The 15,703-nt window shown below is 53.5% G+C and carries 10 protein-coding genes; 6 read left to right on the top strand and 4 right to left on the bottom strand.

Annotated features, from left to right (window positions below):
- The first annotated feature begins 28 nt into the window (after window positions 1-28).
- On the top strand, window positions 29-319 hold the full coding sequence (locus tag PTT45_RS11475) for a hypothetical protein (RefSeq protein WP_273813424.1): 291 nt from the start codon (window positions 29-31) through the stop codon (window positions 317-319).
- Between the two features lie 49 nt (window positions 320-368).
- On the opposite strand, the gene PTT45_RS11470 is transcribed toward PTT45_RS11475, so the two are convergent.
- Both PTT45_RS11470 and PTT45_RS11465 read right to left on the bottom strand, forming a co-directional pair.
- Window positions 369-779: an MAPEG family protein gene (locus PTT45_RS11470; protein WP_273813423.1), complete on the bottom strand. Its 411-nt coding sequence runs from the start codon at window positions 777-779 to the stop codon at window positions 369-371.
- Window positions 780-2,155: 1,376 nt separating this feature from the next.
- Window positions 2,156-2,296 carry a hypothetical protein gene (locus PTT45_RS11465; protein ID WP_273813422.1) on the bottom strand — a complete coding sequence of 47 codons (141 nt, stop codon included), beginning with the start codon at window positions 2,294-2,296 and terminating at the stop codon, window positions 2,156-2,158.
- On the opposite strand from PTT45_RS11465, the gene PTT45_RS11460 reads away from it, so the two are divergent.
- Genes PTT45_RS11460 through PTT45_RS11450 form a run of 3 tightly spaced genes read left to right on the top strand, consistent with a single transcriptional unit; the run spans window position 2,295 to window position 7,134 of the window.
- Window positions 2,295-3,944: a DUF6531 domain-containing protein gene (locus PTT45_RS11460; RefSeq protein ID WP_273813421.1), complete on the top strand. Its 1,650-nt coding sequence runs from the start codon at window positions 2,295-2,297 to the stop codon at window positions 3,942-3,944. The genes PTT45_RS11465 and PTT45_RS11460 overlap by 2 nt on opposite strands.
- A gap of 17 nt (window positions 3,945-3,961) precedes the next feature.
- Complete coding sequence (locus PTT45_RS11455; RefSeq protein WP_273813420.1) at window positions 3,962-6,688, top strand: RHS repeat-associated core domain-containing protein; 2,727 nt, start codon at window positions 3,962-3,964, stop codon at window positions 6,686-6,688.
- 11 nt (window positions 6,689-6,699) lie between these two features.
- Window positions 6,700-7,134: a hypothetical protein gene (locus tag PTT45_RS11450; protein WP_273813419.1), complete on the top strand. Its 435-nt coding sequence runs from the start codon at window positions 6,700-6,702 to the stop codon at window positions 7,132-7,134.
- 472 nt (window positions 7,135-7,606) lie between these two features.
- Here PTT45_RS11450 and PTT45_RS11445 read toward each other — a convergent pair whose 3' ends face one another.
- Both PTT45_RS11445 and drt2 read right to left on the bottom strand, forming a co-directional pair.
- The gene (locus PTT45_RS11445) at window positions 7,607-8,392 is read right to left on the bottom strand and encodes a hypothetical protein (RefSeq protein WP_273813418.1); all 786 of its coding nucleotides are present in this window, start codon (window positions 8,390-8,392) and stop codon (window positions 7,607-7,609) included.
- Window positions 8,393-8,705: 313 nt separating this feature from the next.
- Window positions 8,706-9,989 (bottom strand): antiviral reverse transcriptase Drt2, encoded by a 1,284-nt coding sequence (gene drt2, locus PTT45_RS11440; protein WP_273813417.1) that lies wholly within the window; start codon window positions 9,987-9,989, stop codon window positions 8,706-8,708.
- Between the two features lie 504 nt (window positions 9,990-10,493).
- Between drt2 and PTT45_RS11435 the strand changes: the two genes are divergently transcribed.
- Together PTT45_RS11435 and PTT45_RS11430 are read left to right on the top strand one after the other, a co-directional pair.
- The gene (locus PTT45_RS11435; protein WP_273813416.1) at window positions 10,494-10,715 is read left to right on the top strand and encodes an AbrB/MazE/SpoVT family DNA-binding domain-containing protein; all 222 of its coding nucleotides are present in this window, start codon (window positions 10,494-10,496) and stop codon (window positions 10,713-10,715) included.
- 214 nt (window positions 10,716-10,929) lie between these two features.
- A complete protein-coding gene (locus PTT45_RS11430) occupies window positions 10,930-15,588 on the top strand; it encodes a hypothetical protein (RefSeq protein ID WP_273813415.1) in 4,659 nt (1,552 codons plus the stop codon).
- The last annotated feature ends 115 nt before the right edge of the window (window positions 15,589-15,703 follow it).

The raw sequence follows: 15,703 nt of genomic DNA, 5'->3' as shown, positions 1-15,703 counted from the left end.
GCATCCGCATCGACATGGAGATTGAACCGTGCAAAAGCCCCTTACCTATGCCCTGCTTCTCGCCGTGACCCTTGGTCTGGCTGCCTGCGAGAAAACACCCGAAGACAAGATGGAAGCCGCCAAGGAGAACGTCTCCGAAGCCATGGAGTCGCTCGGCGATGCCGCCGAGAACACCGGCGAAGCCATCGAGAAGAAAGTCGATCAGGCCACCGGCCATGAACCCACCGCCGGCGAGAAGCTGCAAAGCGCCGCCGACGATACCGCCGACGCCCTCGAGGACGCAGGCGACGAAGCCAAGGACGCCATCGACGGCAAGTGACGCCCTCTCCCACCAGCAACAAGGCCCGCTATATGCGGGCCTTGTCGTTTCAGGGCTGTACCATCAGCCAGCGAAACACCGGGCTGAGCATCAGCAGCAGACAGCAAAGCAGGCCGCCCACCCAGACCATCGAGCGCAGCGACGCCATGTCTCGCCAGTAGAACAGCAGGTAGAGCACGCGACTGACGATGAAGAGGATCGCCAGCAGGTCCACCCACCAGCCGAATACATCGGTGGTGTGCGCCATCAGCACGCCGGCAGCGAACAACGGGAATATCTCGATGCTGTTGAGGTGGGCCGCATGGGCCCTGGCACCAAACCCGCTGAGGCGCGCCTGTTGCTCGCGCGGGTGATGGTTGTCGTAGCCGCCTGTCTGCGCATTCATGGCACGGGCAACAGGCAGCTTGGCGGCGTAGATCAACAACGCCGCGATGAATACACACCAGAACGGAATGCTCATTGACTCTCTCCTTCGGCCACTCGGCCGTGACTGCAATCAGCTGTAGCACAGGATGGGCACGGCGGCAGACACCGACACCGTTCTGCTTGGAGCCGTCTGGCTTGATCCGCGTTGCAACTAAATTCAAACGAGCCAAGGCGACGAGCGGACAGCTCTTCACGTTCTTTTCACATTTGAAAGTGCATGGTGAAGCCGTGATGCTCCATAACCCCATCTAGCCCGGCCTTCGCGCCGGGTTTCTTTTGCCCGCTATTCAGCGAACAGGGTTTGGAACATGGAGAGTGCGGCCCGGGGGCTCGCGAAGACAGCCTGAAACGGCTAGATGGTGCCGAACCCGGACTAGAACCACATGCCTTCAGGCACTGAAAATACTAGACATACCACCTGCATTCCCGTGATACGTATACCTAAACGTATACCTAAATCCGAAAGTACCCGCTGCCACTGGAGCCTATTCTCTGCCCTTCATCATGCCGAGATCGGAGCCAGAGATGAAAAACTCAATTCCCAATCAACAGCTCACAGGCGCCTGCCTGAAGGCCACTGTTAGTACAGGCTTTATCGCTACCACCCCAACTGGGGAACCCGCACAGCTAGCGATACTCGATCTCCAGGGGAACATCCTTGCAGCAGGGCAAGATGTAGCCTGGGCCGCCTGGCATGTATGTATCGAGGTTCAAGAAAACTTCTGGGAGGGAATGGGGCATTTGATTGTTCATACCGGCCCGCCAGCGGATCTAGGGTCGGCTGCACCAGTGACTGGCACACGCCAACACTCCAAACGATAGAAGGTGCCGGGAGAAAGGGGGCCCCCTCCATTTTTCCCGGCGTTGCGCACGGTTTTCCCTAGGTCGTTCGAGATCGTGCCACCCCCAAGTTTTTGACTCCCCCCCCTATTGGTTTTCTGCCGCGCGGGTACGCGGTGCTCCCTAGGTCGTTCGGGCCTATGGCGTACCGAAGGAATTGACACCCCCTACCCTTCACCTGCCTGGGCTCCCCACCAACCTCAACCACCACGACCAGGAAAGACTTCTGCCGCTGCAGGCCTCACCCCTGACGGGGCGCAGGGGGACGCAACCGCGCAACCCTAGGAAAAGTGGTGTTCCGGGTGTTCCGGGTGTTCCAAGAGAGCTGAAAACCAGTAATGGTAGGCCTGTAGAGGTGGAACACCTTGCCGCATAAGGCGGAACACTGGGTATTCCAAGCGCCCTAGGTGTTCCACTGAGTATTCGCATCAGTTCCGACACTATTCGCCTTCCTGATCGACACCACCTCGCACTCAAAATCGACATCAAACAGCGCCCGCTCTTGACCGAGACCGACGCTGGGGACAGTGAGCTATCGGCCAATAGCCGCCGTTGACGGATATACAAATTTCAGCCAAAGGCGGCAATCTGCGTAAGCCAAGCTCCCGAGCAATCCGCTTTTGCAAACTGGGTCGCAGTACCAAGCTGGCAGGCCACCGAGACGGTATCTACGCTCAGCCCGTTCCCATTCCACGGCAGGATCTTGAACATGGATCGTTCTTCTCGCAGGCGGTGGTTCGCCTTTGTTTTGTTGGCCGGTGCGTTCTACTCACACTCCAGCTTCGCCATTAGCTGCGCTCCCGGCAGTGGTGTCAGCATCATTGGCGTAGAAGCCTATCCAACCTCGCTGACTAGCTCGGGCGGGCAATACCTCTACCAACTAGCAACCCTGCAATGCACCAGTGGTCAGGTCGTCAGGATGCTGGATGGCGGTAGCTATTGGTACTACCCCGATGATCTGCTGGGGTACATGAGAACTGCCCACACCAACATGAGACGCACGTTCTCCAATACATGCAAAACACACGTACTGACTCTGCATGACAACTTCAAAGGCACTATTGATGGTGTCACCACAACACAGTTCTTGGCTGGCAAGCAGGTCTACTTTGATGAGTTTGCAGGGCCGATCTATTTTGCGCGCCCAACCACGAAGCTTGCTTGCCCGGAAACCCCAGGGATCGGTAACCCTGACCTTCCTGGGGTGTGCCCAGTCGTAGCAGCTGCACCCGCGTCCCCCCGAGAGGCGGACGTTAGCTCTGCCGTTGCAGATCCTGTAAATGTCTCGAACGGAAACAGCTATCAGGTCGAGATTGACTACCCTGGACAACCAGGTTCGGCGATGCGCTTTGCTCGTTACTACAACAGCAAGACGGCCAGTTGGACTCACACCTACTCAGCCAAGCTGAAAATCTCCCCGACCGAAATCATGCTCATCAACACCGATGGCAGAGAAAGTCTGTTCACGGTTTCGGGTGGCGTGGTTACTCCGTCGCCAAAAGAGTTAGGGGTGCTAGAGCAAAGCGGCTCTGGATGGCGTTATGGCAATACCTATAACGAAAGCCTTCACTTTGACACGCAGGGTCGGCTTACCCGGATTGATCGCGCAAACGGTACGTATGAAACACTAACGTACGGTACCAATAATGCCGTGGTGACCGACTCGCTCGGTCGAACCATGACCCTCAGCTACAACACTGCCAAGCGGCTAACCGGTCTGAGCACTGGCTCTCTTCAGGTAGCGTTTACCTATAGCACCTCAGCGCGTCTCACTAAGGCCACCAGTACCCAAGGTGGGCAGAGCAAATCACGCACCTACCACTATGAGGATGTTAACGACGGTGGGCTGCTGACCGGCATAACCGATGAACGCAACATTCGCTATGTCACCTGGGAATACGACACCAAGGGCCGGGTGAAGAAGAACGTACTACACAACAACGCAAGCCAGTACCTGTTCACCTACAACAGCAATGGCTCGACTACGATCACCAATCCGCTGAGCAAGCAAACCACATACACCTTCCAGACCATCGCAGGCGCCAAGCGGATCACTTCGCTGGCAGGCGCTGCGTCGCCGAACTGCCCGAGCAGTAATTCGACTTTCACCTATGACAGCCGGGGACTTATCAAGACGAAGGTCGACAATAAGGGCAATCTCACGACCTATGAGTACAACAGCCGAGGCTTAGAGGAGTCACGCACCGAGGCGTCTGGTACTCCTCAGCAGCGCACCATCACCACGGAATGGCACCCCACGTTGTATCGGCCAATAACCATTTCTGAGCCGGATCGCGTTCTGACCTTCCAATACGATGGCTACGGCAACCTGCTCAGCCAGACCGTTACTGCGCCCTGATCAGAAGGAACTGACACATGGACACCAAGCATCGCGTAAGCCTGCTCAGCGCTGCCCTGATTGCGGCACTGGGACTCCCAAGCGCTCATGCCATAGAGCGCAGCTGGAGCTATACCTACAACAGTCTTGGCCTCATCGAAACCGCCAATGGGCCACGCACGGATGTCAGCGACATCACTACCTACGCCTACGACTCTATGGGTCGCTTGAGCCAGGTCACAAACGCTCTCGGCCACATCACGCAGCTGTCTAACTTCGACGACTATGGCAACCCACAAATCGTGGTCGACGCCAACAATGTCACCACGACACTGGTGTACAACCCCCAAGGCTGGCTGAAATCGGTAACAACTGCGGGTAGCACCACAAGTTTTGACTATGACGCGATAGGTCAAATCATCAAGGTCACTCGAGGAGACGGGAGTTGGCTGAGCTACACCTGGAACGGTGCGCGCCGGCTGGAAAAAATCACCAACAATCTGAATGAGTCTGCTCAGTTCGACTACGACAGCATGGGCAATCGGAAGTCCCAGATAGTAAGGGATGCCTCCAACACACTCGCTCAACAGCAAACCTGGGTCTATGACGAGTTGGGCCGCCTGATTCGCTCCATCGGTGCCGAGAGTCAGACTCAGAAATACGGTTACGACCTTAACGACAACCCGAATCTGAGCACCTCGCCCAAGGAGCACAGCACAACTAGAGCTTTCGATGCACTGAATCGGCTGACATCCAGCACAGACCCACGCAACGGCGTCACAACCCTGAGCTACGATGGCCAAGACAATCTGGTCAAGGCTACCGACCCACGCAGCGTAGTCACCGAATACAAATACGACGGGCTGGGCAACCTAAAGCAGCTGATCAGCAAGGACAGTGGCACAACCACTTTTACCCAGGATGGCGCAGGTAACGTTCTGACAAGTACCGATGCGCGCGGCGTCGTTACCACCTTTAGCTACGATGCGCTCAATCGTCTTAAGACCAAGCAATACCCAGCCAACCCAACACTGAATGTGCAGTACCACTATGACATGACTGCCGATGGTAACCATGGCGTCGGTCGCCTGACTGGTGTGCAGGATGCCAACGGTGTACTCGGGTACCACTACGACGCCCGAGGGAATCTGGTAGAGCAGATTCGCTCCGTAGAGGTTGCCAGTGGGGATACCTACGACGCTCTGGAGTACAGCTACGACAACGCCAATCAGCTAACTCGCATTGCTTACCCAGATGGGGTTGCTGTGGAGTATTCACGCAATGCCGCCGGCCAGGTGAGCGAGGTGGAGCTGGTCGTTGGCTCGCAAGCTCCGACTGCTCTTGCCTCAGCTCTGAGCTATCTACCCTTCGGCCCACTGAAGAGCCTGACATGGGCCAATGGCTTATCGCTCTCACGTACCTACGACCAGGACTATCGCCTTAAGCAGCAGAGTGTGGGCCCTTGGCAGGCCACATATAGCTACGATGCCAACAGCAACATCAAGACCCTGCAGAGTGGCCTGTTTGGTGATCTCACCTATGATTATGACGAATTGGATCGGCTGACTCGCGAAGAACAAGCCACCGAGCGCAAAACCTATGGGTATGACGCTGTAGGTAATCGATCTAACCGTGTGACGGACGTGCTGAACAATAGTGAGGTTTCCAGCAGCTCGACCAACACCTACACCTACGGCTCGGACAACAATCGTTTAACCAGAATTGGGTCGCTGGATTTGCCCAGCGATGCTGCGGGTAACCTGAAGACGATAAGAGCTGGGCGCGATCTTGAGTACGACGAGCAAGGCAGGCTGGCAGTTGCCAAGCTTAACGGGGCGGTAGTAGGTGAGTATCACTACAACGCTCTGGGACAACGCGTGGTGAAGGTTGCAGCCGGGTACATCAATACCTATCTCTATGGGGCTGACGGCCAGCTCCTCGGCGAGACCCGCTACAGCAGCGCGGGCATCAAACTAACGAGTCAGTTCTATTTCTGGCTAGACGACATGCCAATTGGTGGCATCACGCTCAAGTTCAATAGCCAAGGGGCAATTTCCAGCAGCGCTCCCTTCTATCTCCACACTGATCATCTCAACACCCCTCGCCTGGCCACTGATCAGGCTGGTCAGGAGGTTTGGCGCTGGAAGTCAGATGCATTTGGGCTGGGGACTGCGGTGAGCGTTGCAAACAGTGGCTTGAACGCAATCAATCTGCGCTTCCCAGGGCAATACTTTGATAGCGAGACCGGCCTGCATTACAACTACTTCCGCGATTACGACCCGCAGACTGGGCGTTACGTGGAGAGTGATCCGATTGGTCTTGCCGGTGGCCTAAATACTTTCGGGTATGTCGATGCCAACCCTCTTCTATATGTGGATTCCCTAGGGCTGTCCAAGACCAATGGAAAACATGCAAATAAATCAAGCCCGATGAACGTTGGTGAGTTCAACAAAAACTCCGACCCAGCCAAAGTCCAGCAGGCAATTAAAGATGCTCAGGCGGCTGGCAAAACTGAGCATGCCAAAGCCTTAAAAGGGCTGCTTAAGGTTATAAAACGACTCAAAAGCTTTTCGCCTCAAGGGGTGATAGAGCAAATGTTCGAAGAGATGTGTGCGGCAAATCCTGATGAGCCGGCATGTCGAATTTTCAATCCACCACCCAGTGGACTATGGTGCGAAGAGAATGGGGGAAACAACACTCCTCCTGTATTCCCAGGGTGGAGCTCTCCTGCTAGCCCTAACGTAATTGATCTCGGGCAGCTTTAGGACGGATAGGTATGACTACTACCGATGGAATACAAGATAACGACTGGGAAGAGGTTATGAGCCTGGCTGCTGCAGTTGCCAATCAAACCGGCTTAAGTCTAGATGCAGGCTTGGAAAGAAAGAGGCTTATGCGAGCCCTAGATAGGCTTGAACAGAAATATGGCAGGCTTCCTTCAATACTAAGCACGAAAGCGGATTACGCTGATGATGCCAATATCAGTCTTTCTCTACTGAAAGAAGCTTATGTGACTGCTGACGAAGCTTCTGACTTAAAAAGCAAAGTAATTATCAGTAGCTCAATAGCAGAGATATATCTTGATTCTTTCGACAACAAGTCACGAGCAGATTTCTGGGTGAGAACTCTGAAAAGAGATCTCGAAAAATATTCTGACGATGAGTATTTCAATGAGCTTTATATAGAGCTAGCTCAGAGATTGGAGGAGTAATCTTAACCATATAGTACTACGGCTAACCCCAAGCCGTAGTGTCTACTTACTGCTCTATCCCACTCCAATACCGAGCACCACCACGATCTCTTCTGTATCAAATTTCCCAGCAACCCGTTCACACCTTTCCGGCACGGCGTATCAAGCTAGGCCGGCACGGTGTTCAAATTAGGCCAGCGCCTACAGCTGTGGGGGCCGAAAAGTTTGATACGGCCTGCTGGTCTAGCTTGATACGCCGTGCCGGAAAGGTGTGAACGCCTTGCTGCTAGCGCTTCTCGGTCATCTACGCATAGAGAGAATGGCAGTACGACTGGGAGAGCTTAATCTAGCGCGCAGCGCGCTTACTCCCAGTATGCAGACATGAGGCTTGTCTGTTGAAGATGAGCTCGATCCAATTTTGCAGATCGGCTGCTCCCGACCATAACCGGTTATTCAAATTCTACTACTTGATAAGCGAGCGCCTTCTTAATCTTTAACTGGCTAATTGTCTGGACACATGGGCAACCCAGTCCATGAAGCACAGCTTATTAAGTCTATCGAGCTTCGCTGAATACTGTGATCTATCACGCTCAAACAATGGCCAGACGATAACCCAGTAGGCGAACATTACTGTCACACCGAGAGACTCTCCCTCATCGCCGAGTTCAGCCCAGGCAAAGGGCATATCGCCAGAATTGTTCGTAATGAAATTTACCGTACTCGGCGACCAGTAGTAAATAAAGGCGTCATACGTATTTTGCAGACAGGCTCCGTTGAACAAGTGACGCCTAACCGATTCATCGATGTTCGCACCCCGCTTGGAGTTCAATAGAGCACAGGAATGCTGTTCGCCGTCTTTTGCTAGGGCATGCAGTGCGCGCCACGCCACAGAAAGTGCGAATTTTTCGATCATAAACTGCGTACTAAGTGGATAGTCATAGACTCCCAGAGTTAACGGATCGTCGAATACCCCGTGAATTTCATGCGCACGTATGGGGAGGTCGCCCCAAGCATCGAAAGCTTCGACATCATCGGGCATAAGTAACTCTGCAATTCCATCCTCCACCTCCTTCCCTAGATTGTTGTCGCAGGTTTTGCACATCAGGCGCGGTTTGGGGAGATCCTGTTTCGGCAGATCTTTTCTCCCGACCCAACTGAAGGAAAATTTCCGGCTTCCGTCGGATTTAGTTTCGCCCATCAGTCTTTTTCTAATGAAATTAGAGACTACATGGCTATTAACAAGATTTTGCTGTTCTTTACCACATGCAATACAAATCATAGATTTCCTTCAGCAAAGCAAACCAGAGGTATATTAGCGTCTGTTTCCGACCGACTCTGTTGAAAAATCACTTCGAGATTTCTGCCCACGAAATAGCGTTAGTGACGCTGAAATCTGAGCCATTTCCGGGGCGAAACCTGCCTTGAATTTCACGTAGCCACGCGCAAGCTAGCCGCTTTTTGGCCTATGGACAGGAGGCTCTGGCCAACACCGACTTTTTCAACAGAATCGGCCAAAAGCAACCGCTGGAGAGGCCTCTAGGGAAGCGGGGCCTATTCACCATGTTCGCTCTTTCATTTCTTCTAGAGGGCTGTCATTCGCCTTGGGCATCAGAAATGCGCTCGCGGAGCCTGTTCCAATGTGGCTTGAGCTGCTTCTTGATCGAGGGGGCGTTCATGATTCTGGCTGCCCGGTAACCATATGAGATGAAGTTTCTTCGGCCTAGGTAGGAGTATCGCTTGTACAACTTCTTCAGGAACATCGAACGGGGTAACTGGCCTCTGGAAATCCGTTTGGCATTGACCTTGTCCATACACTTTTCGGCCAGCCAGATGCCTCTGTGTACACGGTCCTGGTAGCGAGCCAGTGACGATGAGCGCAGGTAAATATTGGCCCCATCGAAGATAAAGCCCAGATACTGCAGCGGTCGGTCGGATCTCAAGCCCTTGGCCGACCGCGTGAACTTACAGGTCTCTGTTTTGGTGGCCTGGATTTCCAGACCGATTTCATTGACCCGTAGGTCGACTAGGGCCTTGGCCTCCGCCTCCTTCTCCAGCGGAACTATCAGCAGCACATCATCGCAATACCGGTAATAAGCACCGCCGCAGGATTCGACATGTGCGTGGATCTGCCCATCGAAGCCCATCATGTACACGTTGGACAGCATGGCGCTGATGGGGGAGCCTTGAGGGATACCTTTTTTGTCTTTGTTGGTTTCGATCAGGCCGCCCTCACGCACCTTGGCCCGGAACTCGTGGGGCTCGCAAATTCGCTTACGGCCTTGCTTGGGGTTGCTCTTGGAAAGCCCCAGTGCCTCGTAGACTTGATCCCTATAGACGAACGAAAACTTGGTGAGAGATCGGTACACCGCGTAGTGATCGTCGGGCAACTGACTGCTGCCTAGGAGCGCCTGCCAGGCATTTTTCAGATGTGCATGGTCTAGGTTGTCAAAGAAGCCCTTGATGTCGATGGCGATGACGCAGCAGGAGCCTCGCGTTGCGATATCCAGGAACGCATCCCGAGCAAAATCGATATTGCTTTTGCCAAGGGCTCTAAACGCCAAAATGGCAGAGGACCACTGCACCTTCGCCAAATAGTCCTCGTAAGCCCGGTTCAGCTGCTCGCAGTAGTAGGAGTAAATGTGGCTGTCGACGTGCGCAGCGTAGGAAATCGGCCGTTGCTTAGGGTCTTTTTTGACCACCTTCCCGATGCTTTTATCGAAAAACACTTTCTGTGTTTGTGCGACATAGCGAATGAAGGGGTAAAAGGCATGCTTAGCAACAGTCTTAGGGTTTGAAACTATCTCCAGCGCCGCAGCCTGGTTGATCGGGCGATCAAAGTGCAGATAGCCCCGAGATTTGTACCAATTTTCTGGCATCAGCGTACATCCATGTTCGAGCCAACCGGCCAGGCATAGGATGGCGGCAATCCTCAGCCGCCTGGCCGGATAAACTCAAATGCTCCTCACATCATCCAATCGGTGTTGGTCACCCAGTTCCGATTTCGCCGCGATTGCTAGGATCGACGTATAGTGTCAGCGTCACACTTGGAGTACCTATGAAGATAAGTATCCGAGGGCTGCTGGCCGCATTGCTGGTCACCCTGGGTTGTTACACCTGGGATGCCGCCTTGGGGCTTGACAGCTTGTGATGCACCTTCGGGTCTATACCCGAAGCGCTTGCAGGCTAGCATAAATCTGGCTGAATCAGCCCCCATCCTCGATAGACCTCACCAGAATCAGTCTGTGCCAGTTCCGGTAGCGGGCATCCACTAGGGCTGCTACCGGCCAGAACTACCGCCACAGCGTATGACCCCGGCTAACGGTCTGACCGTGCCCTAAGATCGACCGCACTGAAGGCGATCATGACGGTGGAGAAAAGAAATGGGCCCCAAGCAGGTGACTATCGAAGACTGGGACGGCGATGGTGCTATCCGCATTCCGGATGAAGTTCTTCAGGAGCTAGGCGTCGACGTTGGCGACACTCTCTATGTGTTCGAGGAGTACGTCGGCAATGTCCGGTGCCTTGTACTCAGCAAGACACCACAGATTTCGGATCGTACCGATGAGCTGGTCTCCTACTGGAATCGAGATGGAGACGAATAGCGCCGATCACAGTAGGCAGTTTTCGGCCACAAGCAGACGCGAGAATTTCCATGTAGACCATAGGTTTCCACATGCTTGGCTGCCCGTCGTAAAGCCTAACTAAACTGGATTCTAATAAATCGTTTAGTCGGATTTATCCTTTCTTTCCACAACTCCTTGGTAAGGCCTCGATGGCGCTACAGGGCCTGCTAGAGGATTCAACTGGAGTAAATACTTGATGACCAATGCTCCAGCTCTTACCACTGAAGCCCGCTTAAAGCGCTTGAAGGCAATTCTTCAGGATGAGATTAGTCCTGCCCAATTGGAGAATTTAGCTGCAGCATTGATTGGTGCGATCACGCAGGTGGGGATTGCGGTTGCCAAATCGGGCTTTCAATCCGGGGGCGATGCTGGCCCTGCGGGGCGTCAAGGGCGTCGCTTTCGAATTGAGACTAAGCGATACGCAGACACAACGAGTCTGAGTGACCGGGAGTTGCTGGGAGAGGTCGATGACGCCCTGTCTGCAGACCCCTCTTTGGAGGCATGGTTTCTGGTTGCTACGCGTGCGGCGCCTGAGCAGCTCGAGCTGAAACTTTTGAGAAAAAGTAACGAAACCGGGGTTCCCGTCGTAATTATTGATTGGAAACCGAATGTATTTCCCGCGCTGGCAGCGCTCTGCACTGCGGCACCCGGAGCTCTTGCAACTCTTGTTTCGACAGAGGCCGCAGATCTCGCTCGTGACCTGCAGGTAGACGGCGCATCTGCCTTGGTATCGCTTACTCGCGATATTGAAAGTTGGTATCTGGGCTTCGAGCGCTTGCGCTCGCTGTCAATACTCCAATTGCAAAAACTATGGACTACGCCTTGTGCGTCTGCAGCAGTCCTTGGGCAGGACGCAGCAGGCGGTCACTATTCATCAACGATCAGGCGGGCCAGCAGCTTCGCAGCACTGAGCCACTGGTGGTCATCAGTGACTGATGCGCCTGCTGCGGTAGTGGGGTGGGAGGGAGTCGGGAAAACATGGGCGACACTCGACTGGCTCGCAAACCGCCGTGATGACCTTCCTATCGTTCTGGTTGTACCCTCGGGCTCACTTGCTGGTTTTAAATCTGCCTCGAAATCATCTCTTAAAGATTTTATTGCCGATCGATTTTATGAGCTGACGCAGGTCCGGGACCTAGAGCATTGGCGGCACCGACTGGATCGATTGCTGCGACGCCCTGTCGATGAGGGGCCTGTTCTCACAATTTTTTTCGACGGCTTGAACCAAGAACCATCAACACCTTGGGCGGATGTTCTACGTGTTCTGCAAGATGAGCCCTTCGCTGGTCGAGTACGCGTTGTTGTGACAACCCGCAATCTTCACATGAAAGAGAAGCTGGGATCTCTTCGAGGCCTTGTTGTACCTCCAAAGGAGATTGCTGTTGATGTTTACGACGACCAACCTGGTGGTGAGCTTGATCAGCGTCTAGCGGCGGAGAATCTGACGCGGGCAGACCTTCACGAAGACCTCATTAGATTTGCTAGAACTCCAAGACTCTTTCGTCTTGTTATTCGATTCCACGAGCGACTCACCGACGCAGGTCAAGTCACGGTGCATCGTTTGCTCTGGGAGTATGGTCGTGACACGCTGGGAACTCGTGCAGGCAAGTCTTTCAGCGAGGATGATTGGCGCTCCTGGTTACAGGAAGTAGCCCAGCGGCACATCGATGGCTTTCGAAAATACAACATGGGCAGCCTTGGAGAGACGACTGCGCGGCCAGATCTTTCCTGCAACGAAGTTTTTCTTCGGCTGAGCGACATCATCGATGCCCAATTCGCAATCAAGCAAGCTTCGGGCCAGCTTGTGCTCTCACCGACGCTTGTGGCTCATGCGTTAGGAGCTGCTCTTCTAAACCATTTGGATGAGCTTGGAGTAACGGATCGCGATAAGACTGATCTCAAGCTTGCTGAGTGGCTTGACCCTATCTCTGGCCTGGACGAGCGTGCAGAAATACTTCGCGCAGCTGTTTCAATAGTAATCGAGCGGGACAGTGCTACGGCTCCGGCAGTGGCTACGAGTTTGGTATCCGAGTGGTTACGTTCGCAGAATATTCCAGATGAACACCGTACCGAACTAACTCGCATCGCTGCTGCCATCCCCGATCCATTGCTTGAAACAGTCGCGCTTCAAGGAGACGGTGCGCAAAGGTCTGCAAGGACCTGGGCTGTAAATGCGCTGCTCGCTATTCCCAAAAGCGATACCAAGTTACTTTCGAAGATCATCAGCCATGCAACTAATTGGCTTAAAGTCATTTCTCGCGATGTCGATCACTCTGCACAACGCCACGATGACTCAGAAAGAGCACGGTCATCGCGATTCATCAAGCGGTTAGGAGTAGATTCCGACGGTCCATACACTGTGCTGGGAAGTCAGATTCATCTCGTCGAAAGACAATCTGACGAGGTGATACGCACCATTCCTTCATTGCTCGAAGGTTTCCCCCTTGTATCGGCTGCCCCAGTTTTTGAAGCCACTGCTCTTGTGCTTGCTATTCGAGGCCGCTGCGACCTGTGGGACGGTTTGAAGTGGCTTTGCCTGTTGAATAACGAAGATTTCACCGAAACCGCGGCAGAGCTTAGATTGCGATCTAGGCATACAGCAGCAAAAGTCGTAGAGCAAGGTATCCATCCAGAGCTGCCGTTAAGAGTTGCTGCCCTCTTGTTATGGCTTTCTGGTGACGAGGATGACGAAGCTGCGGCAGCAAAGCTAAACCCTTCTCTCGATAATTTTTATTCCTACGATACTGACTATGCAAATGATCCCGGCCAAAGTTTATTTAGGCTAGAGCGCCGTCATGCCGAGCAAGTGTTACTCGATGCTAATCTTTCACTTCGGCGAAAAATCGACCGCACCAAAGCGTTTTGGCTGGACCCAAATTTCGCCCCCCCAGCAGCATTTGTTGAGGCGCTACGAAAGGATTGCCAGGATTTTGAGAGTAGCGCTCTCGATACCAGCCGCTCGCAAACAGTTGAGGATCATGCCTTCAGTTCTCTAGCACCTGTGCTTGCACGGTGTGCCCCAGATCTGCTCGCGCGTCTGTTACGCGCGAAGATAGTCGGCTTTGCCCACCGCCCGCCTGAACAGCGTTTAGCAAACGCCATTGGAATCACCGAGCAGCTGCTATTGGTAGATGACGCGTGCGTTGAGTCAGCACGCGTGACACGACTGAAGTCTAAGGAACTCAATGATGACCATGAGGCAACAGTGGCGAGCCAACTGTTGCTAATGGAGGTTCAACAACTTTCAGCTCCGGCGCAAATCATCGCGGTCATTGAGGCTGATTTACCAATCCTCTTTCGAGACTTCGCGGAGGTCTTAAAGCCATTAACCGCGGATCACACGGATATGTTGGTTAATCGATACGCTGATGGAACGACCAAGCAGATAGAAGACCTCATCAGTCTTCTACTCTGCGCCTCAAGAGAGGTCGGTGAGTGTACATGGCAGTGGTTGGGAACTTTAGTATTTGATCCCGAGCTCAAGCTCCAAACTGAAGTGTTCAAGCTGCTGGCAACCACCGATGAGGAGCGCTTTGGGCGAATGCTGTTAGAGGCTGGCTGGCGATGGCAAGCCGACAAAGTCGCTGAGTGGAATCATTTTGGCTCTCTGGCATTAATTGCTGCTACCAAAGGACTTCCTTTCGAGCAGATTGCTTCGTCAGTAGCACCTTGGCTGTTGTTGAAGGCAGTTAGGGTCAGAGGGGCTTCTGCCGCTGACGCACAAATGGCGGCTGAGCTTGTTGGGGCCCTCCTTCGTGCCCCCCAAATTCAAGTCCCTGACCCGGGTTCATATCTCTCTGTTTACTGTGAGCACCGCAAACAGTACCCATTCTCCATCTCTATGATCCCGAAACCAGTTACTGATGATCCATTCGAGGGGCTACGGGATGCTATGAATGCCGAGAAACAGCATGCAGATCGTCGTCGTGCCGTCGACACAGCCCTTGAGCGGATTAGAACCGCTCACCAGAGTGGAGCGACCCTGTACCTTCACGATCTAGAGCCAGGTGACCTAGCGCCAATCATCAAGCACGCACCCAATGCCGTGGCTCTTTGGGTCGAGGGGGCGGATGTGGCTACGGCCGACTTTAAGCGACGCGTGCGCTTGGCCGAAGGCCTCTATTTAGCATTGTGTGAAGCTCTGCTAATTGAATCGCCTCAGCAAGGGGCAGTGCTGTGGAGGGCCTTGGGTGAGGCTTTGAGAACCCGTTTCGTTGGGGTGGCTCTAATTGAAGAAATGATTCATATGCTCTTTCGAGTACCTGAATCAGAAGAAGTCGAAAATCTGCTTAAGTATCTGGTGGGTAGCGCTGATAATGACCAGAGGCTCTTTGAAATTGCAGTTGCAGCCACCGTGAATGGCAAAGAGGCATGGTTGGATCGTGTTATTCAGAGTGACAAACTTTCCGCAACTGTCTGGCGTTGCCAGCGAGCCCAGAAGCTAGACGGCTTCAAAAGTGGAAATTCCTTTCTTGATGTTTGGCCTGAAGGGCCTGAAGAGGATCTTCGAACATCGCGGGCAAATGAAACAGCACAATGGCGACACAAAGAGGCCTGCGCACACCATTGGTGGAGCTCTTACTGGAGAGCAGAGTGTGATGAGTCTGCTTACTCAGCCTGGATTCTATTCATGGAGTCTGCAGATCGGCGGGCTTATGGTTGGATGAGCTTGGAAACCAGTGAACTCAGTGAGTTCAATTCCACCGATCAGCGTCGCATGGCGCATGCTAGTTACAATTTAAATAACTTGAAATCTGCCATTAAAAAGCAGGAAAGCCAGATGGACAGGAAGTTTCTAGGTCGGAGGACCGTGGAAGGAATTGGTCCCTGGGGGAAATCACAGGCTAGTTAAGGTGCGAATCTGCTCAATCAGCTGGTTCTGTAGCTCTTTTGTAGGGAGGGCTATAGCAAGGACGCAGCCTTAGAATTCGGCATAGATTGCCGCCATCCCTCCTGCCTCCGATGGT

This window comes from Pseudomonas sp. Gutcm_11s (assembly GCF_028649395.1).
Classification (GTDB): domain Bacteria; phylum Pseudomonadota; class Gammaproteobacteria; order Pseudomonadales; family Pseudomonadaceae; genus Aquipseudomonas.
This window is presented reverse-complemented; position numbering and strand designations above follow the sequence as displayed.

What these genes read in the sequence shown, in the direction of transcription:
- PTT45_RS11455 (WP_273813420.1), top strand. Translation starts at nt 3,962, where the DNA reads ATGGACACCAAGCATCGCGTAAGCCTGCTCAGCGCTGCCCTGATTGCG.
- PTT45_RS11450 (WP_273813419.1), top strand. Translation starts at nt 6,700, where the DNA reads ATGACTACTACCGATGGAATACAAGATAACGACTGGGAAGAGGTTATG.
- PTT45_RS11445 (WP_273813418.1), bottom strand. Translation starts at nt 8,392, where the DNA reads ATGATTTGTATTGCATGTGGTAAAGAACAGCAAAATCTTGTTAATAGC.
- PTT45_RS11460 (WP_273813421.1), top strand. Translation starts at nt 2,295, where the DNA reads ATGGATCGTTCTTCTCGCAGGCGGTGGTTCGCCTTTGTTTTGTTGGCC.
- drt2 (WP_273813417.1), bottom strand. Translation starts at nt 9,989, where the DNA reads ATGCCAGAAAATTGGTACAAATCTCGGGGCTATCTGCACTTTGATCGC.
- PTT45_RS11470 (WP_273813423.1), bottom strand. Translation starts at nt 779, where the DNA reads ATGAGCATTCCGTTCTGGTGTGTATTCATCGCGGCGTTGTTGATCTAC.
- PTT45_RS11465 (WP_273813422.1), bottom strand. Translation starts at nt 2,296, where the DNA reads ATGTTCAAGATCCTGCCGTGGAATGGGAACGGGCTGAGCGTAGATACC.
- PTT45_RS11435 (WP_273813416.1), top strand. Translation starts at nt 10,494, where the DNA reads ATGGGCCCCAAGCAGGTGACTATCGAAGACTGGGACGGCGATGGTGCT.